At 72.5% G+C, this 13,002-nt stretch carries 11 protein-coding genes and 1 pseudogene; 8 read left to right on the top strand and 4 right to left on the bottom strand.

Going from position 1 to position 13,002, the window contains the following annotated elements:
* The first annotated feature begins 22 nt into the window (after positions 1–22).
* The 3 genes from cmk to der all read left to right on the top strand — a co-directional run bounded on the left by cmk (position 23) and on the right by der (position 2,927).
* Entirely contained in the window at positions 23–715 is a 693-nt protein-coding gene (gene cmk, locus ABZX30_RS20440) for a (d)CMP kinase (protein ID WP_355935265.1), read from the top strand.
* Positions 712–1,365 (top strand): lysophospholipid acyltransferase family protein, encoded by a 654-nt coding sequence (locus tag ABZX30_RS20435; RefSeq protein ID WP_355935263.1) that lies wholly within the window; start codon positions 712–714, stop codon positions 1,363–1,365. Before cmk ends, ABZX30_RS20435 begins: the two co-directional genes overlap by 4 nt.
* Before the next feature lie 80 nt (positions 1,366–1,445).
* The gene (gene der / locus ABZX30_RS20430) at positions 1,446–2,927 is read left to right on the top strand and encodes a ribosome biogenesis GTPase Der (RefSeq protein WP_355935261.1); all 1,482 of its coding nucleotides are present in this window, start codon (positions 1,446–1,448) and stop codon (positions 2,925–2,927) included.
* Positions 2,928–2,988: 61 nt separating this feature from the next.
* Here the strand turns inward: der and ABZX30_RS20425 are convergent, their stop codons facing one another.
* Both ABZX30_RS20425 and ABZX30_RS20420 read right to left on the bottom strand, forming a co-directional pair.
* Positions 2,989–3,384: a hypothetical protein gene (locus ABZX30_RS20425; protein WP_355935259.1), complete on the bottom strand. Its 396-nt coding sequence runs from the start codon at positions 3,382–3,384 to the stop codon at positions 2,989–2,991.
* Between the two features lie 83 nt (positions 3,385–3,467).
* Positions 3,468–4,256, bottom strand: coding sequence for a hypothetical protein (locus ABZX30_RS20420; protein WP_355935258.1), 789 nt, complete (start codon positions 4,254–4,256; stop codon positions 3,468–3,470).
* Between the two features lie 538 nt (positions 4,257–4,794).
* Here ABZX30_RS20420 and ABZX30_RS20415 point away from each other — a divergent pair.
* The 3 genes and pseudogenes from ABZX30_RS20415 (at position 4,795) to ABZX30_RS20405 (ending at position 7,114) form a co-directional block, all read left to right on the top strand.
* Entirely contained in the window at positions 4,795–5,487 is a 693-nt protein-coding gene (locus ABZX30_RS20415; protein WP_355935256.1) for a transglycosylase family protein, read from the top strand.
* Between the two features lie 144 nt (positions 5,488–5,631).
* Positions 5,632–6,617 (top strand): annotated as a pseudogene (locus ABZX30_RS20410) (YafY family protein); the annotation flags it as partial.
* Positions 6,618–6,898: 281 nt separating this feature from the next.
* Positions 6,899–7,114 (top strand): I78 family peptidase inhibitor, encoded by a 216-nt coding sequence (locus tag ABZX30_RS20405; protein ID WP_355935254.1) that lies wholly within the window; start codon positions 6,899–6,901, stop codon positions 7,112–7,114.
* A 135-nt stretch (positions 7,115–7,249) separates the two neighbouring features.
* Here ABZX30_RS20405 and ABZX30_RS20400 read toward each other — a convergent pair whose 3' ends face one another.
* On the bottom strand, positions 7,250–8,272 hold the full coding sequence (locus ABZX30_RS20400; RefSeq protein WP_355935252.1) for a phosphatase PAP2 family protein: 1,023 nt from the start codon (positions 8,270–8,272) through the stop codon (positions 7,250–7,252).
* A 238-nt stretch (positions 8,273–8,510) separates the two neighbouring features.
* Complete coding sequence (locus ABZX30_RS20395; protein ID WP_355935250.1) at positions 8,511–9,755, bottom strand: hypothetical protein; 1,245 nt, start codon at positions 9,753–9,755, stop codon at positions 8,511–8,513.
* Between the two features lie 261 nt (positions 9,756–10,016).
* On the opposite strand from ABZX30_RS20395, the gene ABZX30_RS20390 reads away from it, so the two are divergent.
* Positions 10,017–11,618: an MFS transporter gene (locus ABZX30_RS20390; protein ID WP_355935248.1), complete on the top strand. Its 1,602-nt coding sequence runs from the start codon at positions 10,017–10,019 to the stop codon at positions 11,616–11,618.
* 167 nt (positions 11,619–11,785) lie between these two features.
* A complete protein-coding gene (locus ABZX30_RS20385; protein ID WP_355935246.1) occupies positions 11,786–12,976 on the top strand; it encodes an acyl-CoA dehydrogenase family protein in 1,191 nt (396 codons plus the stop codon).
* Positions 12,977–13,002 lie beyond the last annotated feature (26 nt).

Genomic DNA, 13,002 nt, shown 5'->3' with positions numbered 1-13,002 from the left:
TCGCACCAGGAAGGTGTCCCCCGTGGAAAACGGCGCCCCGACCGCCAAGCCCGTGATCGTCGCGATCGACGGTCCCTCCGGCACTGGCAAGTCGAGCACGTCGAAGGCCGTCGCCGCGCAGCTCGGCCTGAGCTACCTGGACACCGGTGCCCAGTACCGGGCGATCACCTGGTGGATGGTGAACAACGGCATCGACCTGGAGGACCCGACCGCGATCGCGGCCGTCGCCGGGAAGCCGGAGATCGTCTCCGGCACCGACCCGTCCGCCCCGACCATCACGGTCGACGGCGTCGACGTGGCCGGCCCGATCCGCACCCAGGAGGTCACCTCCCAGGTCAGCGCGGTCAGCGCGGTGCCCGAGGTGCGGGCCCGGATCACCGAGCTGCAGCGCTCGCTGGCCGCCGCCGCGGAGACCGGCATCGTCGTCGAGGGCCGGGACATCGGCACGACCGTGCTGCCGGACGCCGACCTGAAGATCTTCCTCACCGCCTCCCCGGAGGCGCGCGCCGCCCGCCGCAGCGGTGAGCTGAAGGGCGCGGACATCCACACCACCCGCGAGGCACTGATCAAGCGGGACGCGGCCGACTCCGGCCGCAAGACCTCGCCGCTCGCCAAGGCCGGCGACGCGGTCGAGGTGGACACCACCGAGCTCACCCTCGCGCAGGTCATCGAGTGCGTCGTCACGCTCGTCGAGGAGAAGCGGGCCGGGAAGTGACCCAGCCGTCCGTTCCCTCCGAGAAGGGCGCCGAGGTCGGGCGGCGCATCGGCGTCGGCCTGATGTACGGGCTGTGGAAGCCGCGGGTGCTCGGCGCCTGGAAGGTCCCCGCGACCGGCCCGCTGATCTTCGCCGTCAACCACTCGCACAACATCGACGGCCCCATGGTCATGGGCGTGGCGCCCCGGCCGACGCACTTCCTGATCAAGAAGGAGGCGTTCGTCGGCCCGCTCGACCCGTTCCTGCGGGGCATCGGGCAGCTGAAGGTGGACCGTCGCGGCACCGACCGCGCGGCCATCACCCAGGCGCTCGGCGTACTGGAGAACGGCGGGGTGCTGGGCATCTTCCCGGAGGGCACCCGGGGCGAGGGCGATTTCGCCTCGCTGCGCGCCGGGCTCGCCTACTTCGCGGTGCGCGGCGGGGCGCCGATCGTGCCGGTCGCGGTGCTGGGAAGTTCCGAGCGGCCGGGACGGTTGGTAAAGGGGCTGCCTCCGCTGCGCTCCCGCGTGGATGTCGTCTTCGGCGACCCGTTCGAGGCGGGCGACGGCAGCGGGCGGCGTACCCGCAAGGCGTTGGACGAGGCGACCGAACGCATCCAGAAGCAGCTCACCGCGCACCTGGAGAACGCCAGGCGGCTGACCGGCCGCTAGACCACACTGAGTAGTGGATCAGCCGGCACAAACCGGGCGGTCCACCGATCACCACGAATGAACGACGAGGTACGGACTTCATGAACGACCACATCCAGCCCGACGGCTCGGCCGAGCACGAGTACGAGCACGGGGCGCTCGGCGACGCCGAGTACGCGGAGTTCATGGAGCTCGCCGCGGAGGAGGGCTTCGACCTCGAGGACGTCGAGGGTGCCATCGAGGCGGCGGGCCACGGCCCGCTGCCCGTGCTCGCGGTCGTCGGCCGCCCCAATGTCGGCAAGTCGACCCTGGTGAACCGGATCATCGGCCGCCGCGAGGCGGTCGTCGAGGACAAGCCGGGCGTCACCCGTGACCGCGTCACCTACGAGGCCGAGTGGGCGGGCCGCCGCTTCAAGGTCGTCGACACCGGCGGCTGGGAGCAGGACGTCCTCGGCATCGACGCCTCCGTCGCCGCCCAGGCCGAGTACGCGATCGAGGCGGCCGACGCGGTCGTCTTCGTGGTGGACGCCAAGGTGGGCGCGACCGACACCGACGAGGCGGTCGTACGGCTGCTGCGCAAGGCCGGCAAGCCCGTGGTGCTGTGCGCCAACAAGGTCGACGGGCCGAGCGGCGAGGCCGACGCGGCCTACCTGTGGTCCCTCGGTCTCGGCGAGCCGCACCCCGTCTCGGCCCTGCACGGCCGCGGCACCGGCGACATGCTGGACGCGGTCCTGGAGGCGCTGCCCGAGGCGCCCGAGCAGACCTTCGGCACCGCCGTCGGCGGCCCGCGCCGCGTCGCGCTGATCGGCCGCCCGAACGTCGGCAAGTCCTCGCTGCTCAACAAGGTCGCGGGCGAGGAGCGCGTCGTCGTCAACGAACTCGCGGGCACCACCCGCGACCCGGTCGACGAGATGATCGAACTGGGCGGCAAGACCTGGAAGTTCGTCGACACGGCCGGCATCCGCAAGCGCGTCCACCTTCAGCAGGGCGCCGACTACTACGCCTCCCTGCGCACCGCGGCCGCCGTCGAGAAGGCCGAGGTCGCGGTCATCCTGATCGACGCGGCCGAGAGCATCTCGGTCCAGGACCAGCGCATCGTCACCATGGCGGTCGAGGCGGGCCGCGCGGTGGTCCTCGCCTTCAACAAGTGGGACACCCTCGACGAGGAGCGGCGCTACTACCTCGAGCGGGAGATCGAGACCGAGCTCGGCCAGGTCGCCTGGGCACCGCGGGTGAACGTCTCGGCGCGCACCGGCCGGCACATGGAGAAGCTGGTCCCGGCGATCGAGACGGCGCTGGCCGGCTGGGAGACCCGGGTGCCGACCGGCCGCCTCAACGCCTTCCTCGGCGAGCTGGTCTCGGCCCACCCGCACCCGGTCCGGGGCGGCAAGCAGCCGCGCATCCTCTTCGGCACCCAGGCCGGCACCAAGCCGCCGCGGTTCGTCCTCTTCGCCTCCGGCTTCATCGAGGCGGGCTACCGGCGCTTCATCGAGCGGCGGCTGCGCGAGGAGTTCGGCTTCGAGGGCACGCCGATCCACATCTCGGTACGGGTGCGCGAGAAGCGCGGCGCGAAGAAGAAGTGACCGACGCGGCGAGAGGGCGGCCCCTGATCCGGTCAGGGGCCGCCCTCTCGCCGTCGGTACGTCAGGCTCCCCGGCGCGGGCCCGGTGGCAGCGCCGCCGGGACGTGGTGCATCCCGGTGTCGTGCTGCCGTCCGAGTGTCCCGATCCGCTGCCAGGACGGCTGGTGCTGCCCGGTGCCGTGCCGGGCGCTGTAGGCGCCCGCGCTGTACGCGCTGTACGAGTTCGAGCCGTACGACCCCGTGCCGGTGCCGCGCGGGGCGTTCCCGAAGGCGGTGAACCCGAACTCCTCCTCCCCGCTCCGGTCGCCCGGCAGCGTCCGGAAGGCCCTGACCCATTCCGCGTAGAGCGTGTCGTAGATCGGCGTGGCCGATGACCTGCCGGGCGCCTCCTGCCCCGACCTGGCGGACGGAATGGGGGAGAAGGACGGGCGGCGGGGAGGAACGTCGTATGCGTGCACGTATGTCCAAACGACCCCGGGCCTCAAGGGATGCGGTCGGCAAGTGCCCCGTTGGGGGCGGAGGCGCCACAGCGCGTGGGCGCTCAGGTCCCGGCCAGGGGCAGCGCGGCCGCGACCAGCTGGCCGCCCGCCGCCGCTTTGTCCAGCGCGTCCCGCAGCAGGTCCTCCCGCGGCTGGCGCCCGATGGAACCGACCGGTGCGGCGAACATCAGCACCTGCTGGTGCTTGTTGGCGGCGGCCCGCCAGCCGTCGGTGACCTGAAGCGGCTGGTGCGCCTGCCACCAGGCCACCGGCTGCCCGCCGTTCGTGCCCGGCTGGAGCACCGCGTGCAGCTGACCGACCGCCAGCAGCACCGACCACCCGTGCAGCACCGGCGGCACGGCGGCGAGCTCGGTCACCGGCATGAACCCCTGCTCGATGAGCAGGGGCAGGAAGTCGTCGCCGGCTCCGAGGGTGCCCGGGCGCACGATCGGCGCGGTCGGCTCCACGACGAGCGCCGGGTGCAACTCCCCGGCGATCAGCACGAGTCCGCTGGTCACCCCGAGCACGGCCTGCTCGGGCACGGCCTTCTCCGGCAGGCCCCCGGAGGCGTGCGCCTCGCCGCTGATGGAGCGGACGGCGCCCTGCAACTGCTCCTCGGTCACCTGGACGACCTGCGAGGGCAGGCAGCCGGCGTGGGCGAAGGCGAGGACGGCGGTCTCGTCCCCGACGAAGAGAACGGTGCTGGTGCGCTCCTGCTCGGAGTCGCCCGGGGTGCGGCAGGACGTGCAGTCGTAACTGCCCGGGGCGTTCTCTCCGGCGAGCAGCCGGTCGGCTTCTTCGTCGCCGATCTCGGCGCGTACGGCGTCGCTGACGTCGAGCATGCGCGGCACGGGTGGCTCCCTCGGGATGCGGTGCTGGGTCGACCGGGTGGCTCCCGGCCCATGAGCCCCGCGGTTCCGGGCTCATGAAGAAGACAACGGGCGATCTGTGGCGGGAGTCACGCCCCGCGGGGAACGGAATCGAACCATCCACCGCGCAGGGTCACACCTGGTGCGGAACCGCCCACTCCCTGTCAACTCAACGTGCTGTCAAGGAACTTGATCCGGTGAAGTGGGTCACAGATCGGCGGGGCGGCTGGTCGACAAATCAGGAAATCGGCGAATGAAGTGGGTGACCGAAAATCGTTGCTACCGGAGGTAACGTCGAACTGGCCTGCGGCAACGAGGAGTTGGTTGATACCTCCTGGCCGGGCTCCATACATTCCTCGGCCGTGTGCACCTTGCACCGCTCGGGAACGTTCGCCGGCCGCGCCGCTCAGGCACCAACGCGGCACCGGTCACGGCGGACAGGGCGGAGCGCGCGTACCGCGTCCATGCGCGGAACCGCGCCCCGCTCGGGGGGATTCCGGGTTCGTGGAGAGGGAATTACATGTCCGAATGTGCCGATACCACCCGCAGCACCGCTCGTAAGGACAACGCCCGCAAGGGCCGTAGGACGGCGGTCCTCGCCGGGGCGGCGCTGCTCGCCCCGCTCGGACTGCTGACGGCGACCGGCGACGCCGACGCGGCGGACAACGGAGTGTGGGACCGCATCGCCCAGTGCGAGAGCGGCGGCAACTGGCACATCAACACCGGCAACGGCTACTACGGCGGACTCCAGTTCTCCGCCTCGACCTGGCGCGCGTACGGTGGCACTGCCTACGCGCCGACCGCCGACCAGGCCTCCAGGGAGCAGCAGATCGCCGTCGCCGCCAAGGTCCAGAGCGCCCAGGGCTGGGGCGCCTGGCCGGTCTGCTCGGCCCGCGCCGGAGCATCCGGCGCCGCACCGGCGGCCGCCTCCACCGGCGGCAGCACGGCCGCCACGAAGCCGGCCCCGCCGGCCCGGTCGGCCCCGTCGGCCGCGCCGAAGCCGTCGAAGGCGCCGCAGCGATCGACGGGCCACACCAACCGCGGTTCGTCCCGCGACGCGTCGCACGGGAACTACACCGTCCGCGAGGGCGACACGCTGAGCAGGATCGCCGAGCGGCACGGGACCACCTGGCAGCGGATCTACGCCGTCAACAAGTCCGTCATCGGCGGTGACCCCGACCTGATCGTGCCCGGTCAGCGCCTCGAGGTCTGAGCCGGTCCGCGACAGCCGGCCCGCGAGAGCCGGCCCGCGAGAGCCGGCCCGCGAACGTCCGATCCGAGCCACTGTCCTCATGAGCTCCTGACGAGCCGCTCGTGAGGACAGTGGCCGTCCTCGTCCGCCGGCAGACCCGGATCCATGGTGGAGACCTCGGCACGCCTGCTGCGCCTGCTCTCGCTGCTCCAGGCCCACCGTGACTGGTCCGGCGCCGAACTGGCCGAACGGCTCGGCGTCACCGCGCGCACGGTCCGCCGGGACGTGGACCGGCTGCGCGAACGGGGATACCCCGTGAACGCCAGGCCCGGCACCGGCGGCGGCTACCAGCTGGGGGCGGGGGCCGAACTGCCGCCGCTGCTGCTGGACGACGACGAGGCGGTCGCCGTCGCGGTCGGGCTGCCCACCGCCGCCGGGCAGGGCATCGAGGGCATCGGCGAGGCCTCCGTGCGGGCCCTCGCCAAGCTGGAGCAGGTGCTGCCGGGCCGGCTGCGCCGCCGGGTGGGCGCCCTCGACGCGTTCACCGTGCCGATGCTGCACGGTCCGCGGTCCTCCGCCGTCGACCCGGCCGTCCTGACCGAACTGGCCCACCTGTGCCGGGACGCCGAGCGGCTGCGCTTCGACTACCGCGACCTCCCCCACCCTCGAACCGGCTCGAGCGGGGGCCCCATCGGCACCCCGGGCCGCCGCACCGTCGAACCGCACCGCCTGGTGTGCACCGAGCGCCGCTGGTACCTGGTCGCCTGGGACCTCGACCGGGCCGACTGGCGGACCTTCCGCGTCGACCGCATCACGCCCAGGCCGCCGCACGGCCCGCGCCTCGCCCCGCGCGAACCGCCCGCCGAGGACCTCGCCGCCTACGTCTCCTGCGGGGTGTCCAGGTACGCGTACGCCTCGCACGCCGTCGTCCGCCCGCTGGTACCCCTGGCGGAGGCCGCCGAGCGGATCTCGCCGTCCGCCGGAACGCTCGAGCCCGGGGGGCGGGCTCCTGCATCCTGCGCGCCGGCGCCGCGAACCTGGACGTGATGGTGGTGCACGTGACGATGCTCGGCTTCGACTTCGAGGTGCTGGAACCCGCCGCGCTCACCGAGGCCGTCAGAACGGCCCGCGACCGGCTCTCACGGGCTCTGGGAGAGGTGCCCCCGTACGGGCGCGCCGCGCCGGACCGGTGAATTTCCTTATGCGGTGTCAGCTTGCCCGAACCTGTGCGGAACCTGAATGGAGCGGCGCTTTCCCGCCGGGCTGTGCCGGGCTATTCGGCGCACCGGACCGGCCCACGAGAATTTCGTTCGAATACCCCGGTAAGCCGCGCGGAAACCCTCGTTCGGGTGACGGAGTTCGGCCACATCCGGTGTCGTGACCCTGTGACAGAAGTGTGACGGGGAAGGGACGCGCGGCTAGCGTTGCTCGTATGGCACCGATTCCCACTCCGTCAGCGGAGCCCCAGGACAGTCCGGAAGGGTACGTCGGCCTCGACGCGGCGCGTGCCGAGCGGCTCGCGCGGGAGCGGGGGTGGTCGACGGTGCGTTCGCTGCCGCCGGGCGCGATCATCACGATGGAGTACCGGACGGGACGGCTCAACTTCGAGGTGCGCGACGGCCGGGTGGCGCGCGCCTGGAAGGGCTGAGACCCGGTCGGTCGACGCACCCGGAGGCCCGCCGCCCGTGAGCGGTACGGCGAAGGCCCCGGTCCTGAGGGACAGGAACCGGGGCCTTCGCTCCGCGGGTGGCTGTGCGTACCGGCCCCGCTGTCTCGCCGGGAGTCAGCCGCCCGTGACGGGGCGGGCCGCCGGGGCCGCGCCGCGCGGGACGCGTTCCGGGTGCGGGGGTCGGCGGTTGCCCGCCGGGGTGACCGGGGGGCGTTCCGAACGGGCGGTGTGCGGGGCCGGTGTCCGGTGGACCGGCGTCCGGGGCGAGTGGGCCGAGGAGACCGGCTCACGTGCCGGGGCCGTCTGCTCGGCGGCGGCGGTACGCGGCTTGAGGGCCACCGGGGTGACCGGGATCGGCACGTGCGCCGTGCTGCCGCGGCGGGAGCGCCAGCGGTCGCGCAGGTCGAACAGGGCGGCCTCGGCCCGGGCGATCGTCGGCTCGCACCACGGCAGCGCCAGCAGGATCAGCAGCCCCGCGGCCCAGCCCAGCAGCACGTCGCTCAGCCAGTGGGTACCGAGGTAGACGGTGGCCATCCCGACGCCGAGCGAGGTCACGGCCGAGGTCGCGGACAGCCAGCGGCGGGCCCTCGGGGTGGAGGCCAGATACGCCAGGATGCCCCACGTCACCACCGCGTTGGCGGTGTGGCCGCTGGGGAATATATCGCCGCCCAGACCCATCTCGTTCGAGCCGATGACCGTGGCGTAGTGCGGTCCGAGGCGGCCCATGCCGTACTTGGCGGCGCCGACCGTGATGTTCAGCAGCAGCAGTGAGGCGCCGAGGGTCAGCAGCGGGCGCAGCGTGTGCTGCCGCCAGGAGCGCCAGCCCAGCCAGGCCGCGACCATCACGGCGGTGGGGCCGCGCTGGCCGAGCACCACGTAGTAGTCGACGAACCAGTGGATCCCCGACCACTGCTGGTACGGCCGGAAGAACATGACCTGCCAGTCGAGCCGGACCAGCCAGGAGGTGGTCACCACGGCCCACACGATCGCCAGGTAGAAGGCCAGGGTCGCCGAGAACAGCACGACCCGGTGCCGGCTCATCCGCGGCACATCGATGTGGGCCGGCCGTTCCGGCTCACGGTCCAGCCTGGCGAACACCCGGTCCGGACGGCGGGTGGGCTTTGGTTCGGTACGCACCCAATCGACGTTACAGCGAGTGAGCTCTCCGGCCGGTCGAATCAGCGGCTTTGTGATGACGATGTGATGTGGGAAACCTCTCAGGAGTGCTGTCAATTACGCGGATTCGGCAATCCCCGCCGACCGTCTCCCGTAATTCCTTTGATCATGCCGGGTGTTGCTTATATGGCGCTTACTAATGCGTTCACCGAGTGATGGGGTGGAATTCGCCGGATGCTCATCGGGGGCGTCGGAACGATCACGGGGGACCGGAACCGTTCAGCCAGAACGCCCCGTAGGCCGCGGCGCCCACCGCCAACAGGCCGATGACCGGCGCGGATCGGGACGCACGCGCCCGGGCGAGGGCCGTCGCGAGGGGCAGCAGCAGCGGAAAGGCCGGCAGCAACAGGCGCGGCTTGGAGCCGAAGTAGCTCGAGGCGCACAGGGCGAGCGCGACGACGACACCCGTGTACACCAGCAGCGGAAGCGGTTGGCGCTGTTGTACGCCGATCAGGTACAGCCAGATCACCAGACCGACTCCGATGATCAGCCCGGCCCCGGCGAGGACCGACGGGAACGAGGTGAACTTGTCGGCGACGAAGCGCGCGAAGGCGTATCCGCCGTCGAAGCCGTTCCGCCAGCCGGCCTGTACGTCCAGATAGCCGAGCGGGCCCTTGCCGGTGCGATGACCGACCCACAGGACATAGGCGGCGGCGCCGAGGGGGGCGAGGAGCATGCCGAGGGCGCGGGACCGGGCGGATGCGCCGGTAGTGGGGCGAGGGGAGTGCGTCAGGGCGACCGCGCCCCCCGTCGTGTCAGGGGCGCGTTCCTCATCCCGCGCGCCGTACGCGGCGGCCGCGCTCCGATCCCGCACGAACGAGACCACCCCGGCCGTCCACACCGCGGCGACCACCGCGAGGCCCACCGGCCGGGTCAGCCCGGCCAGCGCCGCCAGGGCGCCCGCGGTCAGCCACCGGCCGGTCAGCGCGGCGTACAGCGACCAGGCCGCCAGAGCGGTGAACAACGACTCGCTGTACGCCATCGACTGCACGATCCCGACCGGCAGCACCGCCCACAGCAGGACCGCGCAGATCCCGGCGCGCCGCCCGTACCCGTGGTCGGCCACCGCGAAGACCCCCCAGGCCGCGGCGAGCGAGGCGAGCAGGCTGACGGCGAATCCGGCGTCGGCGTACGACAGCGGGGCCAGCGCGTGCAGCAGCCGCTCCAGCCAGGGCAGCAGCGGAAAGAACGCCAGATCGGAGTGGACGTCACCGTTCGGCAGCCGCACCTCGTAGCCGTAGCCCAGTCCGGCGACCCGGGCGTACCAGAGCGCGTCCCAGCGGGCGGTGAGCAGTGTGTACGCGCTCTTGCCGCGCGCCGCGCTCCAGGCCACCAGGGCGAGCAGGCCCAGGGCGCGGACGGCGGCGTACCCGAGGAGGGCCGGGGCCGCCCGGCGCAGGGGCGTGGCGCGGGGTGGTGTCACGCGCGTCGCGAGATCGGTCACGGGGCCGATTATCGGCCGGGTGCGGAACCGGACCTCTCACCGGGGCGCGGTCAAGGGATGGAGAAGTGGTGTACGCCACATGGCTCCGTGGTGAGTGTGAGAGGTCCGCCACGTGTATGCGGAGCGAACTCGCGTACGCTGGCCAACCACTCGCGTTCGTATGCGCGGGCCGGAGATCCCACCGCTCCTCCGGCCGATGTCACGGGACACCCCCACCCCGTGAGTCCGCCGAACCCGAGGAAACATCTGGGAGGTACGTACATGTCCGGGACGACCACGGCCGCGTCCGCGCTGCGCCGTCGGACGGCCGGGGCCGGTGCCAACCGCTGGGTCGTCCTCGTCGTCCTGTGCGTCAGCCTGCTCCTGGTCGCCCTCGACGCGACCGTGCTGCACGTGGCGGTGCCCGCCGTCACCGAGGACCTCAGGCCCGGCGCCATCGAACTGCTGTGGATCGTCGACGTCTACCCGCTCGTCTGCGCCTCGCTGCTGATCCTGTTCGGCACGCTCGGCGACCGGGTGGGCCGCCGGCGGATCCTGCTGCTCGGGTACGCGCTGTTCGGCGTCGCCTCCGCGGTCGCGGCCTTCGCTTCGAGCGCGCAGGTGCTGATCCTCGCCCGGGCGCTGCTCGGCGTGGGCGGTGCGATGATCATGCCGGCCACGCTGTCCATCCTCCGTCACGTCTTCCCCGACCGGCGGGAGCGGGCGCTGGCGATCGGCATCTGGAGCGCGGTGGCCGCGGTGGGGGCGGCGGTGGGACCGCTGCTCGGCGGTTTCCTGCTCGAGCACTTCTGGTGGGGTTCGGTGTTCCTGGTGAACATCCCCCTGATGCTGGTCAGCCTGCCGGTCGGGCGGCTGCTGCTGCCCGAGTCGAAGGGCGAGCGGAACGGCCCCTGGGACGTGGCCGGCGCGCTGATGGCGGCGGGCGGGCTGTTCGGGGCGGTGTTCGGGGTGAAGCGGCTCGGGGGCGGCGAGCCGGTGGCCGACGTGTTCACGGTGGCGCCGCTGGTGGTCGGCGCGGTGCTGCTGTACCTCTTCGTACGGCGTCAGCGGCGGCGGCCGTATCCGCTGGTGGACCTCAGGATGTTCGCGCGGCCGGCGTTCAGCACGGCGGTCGGGTGCATCGTGCTGGCGATGCTCGCGCTGGTGGGACTGGAGCTGATCGCGGCGCAGTACCTGCAGCTGGTGCTGGGGCTTTCGCCGCTCGAGACCGGCCTCAGGCTGCTGCCGCTGACCGTCGCGGCGATGGCGGCCGGACTGGCGGGGGCGCGGATGCTGCGGCGGTTCGGGCCGCGGCGGATGGTGTGCTTCGGGTTCTGCCTGACGGCGGCTGCCGTGCTGATGCTGACCGGGATGGGCGGGCGGGAGAACACCGGGCTGCTGCTGTCCGGGTTCGTGCTGCTCGGCTTCGGGCTGGAGACGACGCTGTTCGGGGCGTACGAGTCGATGCTGAGCGAGGCGCCGGCCGAGCAGGCCGGCGGGGCCGCGGCGGTCGGGGAGACCTCCTACCAGCTCGGGGCCGGGATCGGGATCGCGCTGCTCGGCAGTGTGATGAACGCGGCGTACGCGCCCGGGCTGGCGTCCGTTCCGGGGGTGCCGGCGCCCGCGGCGGCCTCGGCGGGGCATTCGCTGGGGGAGGCGTACGAGGTCGCGGCGCAGCTCGGCGGAGATGCCGGGGGCGCGCTGCGCAGGGCGGCGCGGGAGTCGTTCGTGCACGGGCTGCATGTCACGCTGCTGGTCAGTGCGGTGCTTCTGCTGCTCGGAGCGGTGATGGCGGCGCGGTTGCCTCGGGTGATGCAGTGCGAGGCCGTCGAGGTGGAGCTGCCCGCGCCCCGCGAGCCGGAACGGCCCCGCGTCTCGGCCTGACCCGACCGCCGCGCTCGGCTTTCGTGAGGGGTCCCCCACCCACGCACCACCGCGCGGGCCGGCTCGGAGGCGGACGTCTCCCGCGGGGGTGTCCCGCGGTCGGCGGCTACCGGTGTAACGTCGGGGCGGAAGTCACGGCTAGCGGTGCTAGTTTTACCGGAGGGTCCATGTCCGCGTCCCCGAAGTCGCCCCCGTTCGACCCGGCCGACCCGCTCGGCATCGACGATCTCCTGGAACCCGAGGACCTGGCCGTGCGGGAGACCGTGCGCGCCTGGGCCGCGGACCGCGTGCTGCCGCATGTCGCCGAGTGGTACGAGAAGGGCGAACTGCCGGGCATCAGGGAGCTGGCGAGGGAGCTCGGCGGCATCGGGGCGCTCGGGATGTCGCTCACCGGGTACGGCTGTGCCGGGGCGAGCGCGGTGCAGTACGGGCTGGCGTGTCTGGAGCTCGAGGCCGCCGATTCGGGGATCAGGTCCCTGGTCTCCGTGCAGGGGTCGCTGGCCATGTACGCCGTCCACCGCTTCGGCAGCGAGGAGCAGAAGCAGGCCTGGCTGCCCCGGATGGCCGCCGGTGAGGTGATCGGCTGCTTCGGGCTCACCGAGCCCGACCACGGTTCGGACCCCGCCTCCATGCGGACGTACGCCAAGCGCGACGGCGGGGACTGGGTGCTGAACGGCCGGAAGATGTGGATCACCAACGGCTCCGTCGCCTCGGTGGCCGTGGTCTGGGCGCGGACCGACGAGGGGATCCGCGGATTCGTCGTGCCCACCGACGCCCCCGGCTTCTCGGCCCCCGAGATCAAGCACAAGTGGTCCCTGCGGGCCAGCGTCACGAGTGAGCTCGTCCTCGACGACGTGCGGCTGCCCGCCGACGCCGTCCTGCCGGACGTGGTCGGGTTGAAGGGCCCGCTCAGCTGTCTCTCCCACGCCCGCTACGGCATCGTCTGGGGGGCCATGGGCGCGGCGCGGTCCTGTTTCGAGGCCGCCGTCGACTACGCGAGGTCACGGGAGCAGTTCGGACGGCCCATCGGGGGCTTCCAGCTCACCCAGGCCAAACTCGCCGACATGGCGGTCGAACTGCACAAGGGGATTCTGCTCGCCCACCACCTGGGGCGGCGCATGGACGCCGGCCGCCTGCGTGCGGAGCAGGTCAGCTTCGGCAAACTCAACAACGTCCGGGAGGCCATCGACATCTGCCGGACGGCACGGACGATCCTCGGTGCCAACGGGATCTCCCTCGAATACCCCGTGATGCGGCACGCGACCAACCTCGAGTCGGTGCTCACCTACGAGGGCACCGTCGAGATGCACCAGCTCGTGCTGGGCAAGGCGCTCACCGGGCTCGACGCCTTCCGCTGACCCGGGGAGCGGGGCAGGGCCGGTGA

Origin of the sequence: Streptomyces sp. NPDC004542, from assembly GCF_040610035.1 — a bacterium.
Classification (GTDB): domain Bacteria; phylum Actinomycetota; class Actinomycetes; order Streptomycetales; family Streptomycetaceae; genus Streptomyces.
Note: the sequence above shows the minus strand (reverse complement) of the source record. Positions and strands in the feature narration are given on the sequence as shown.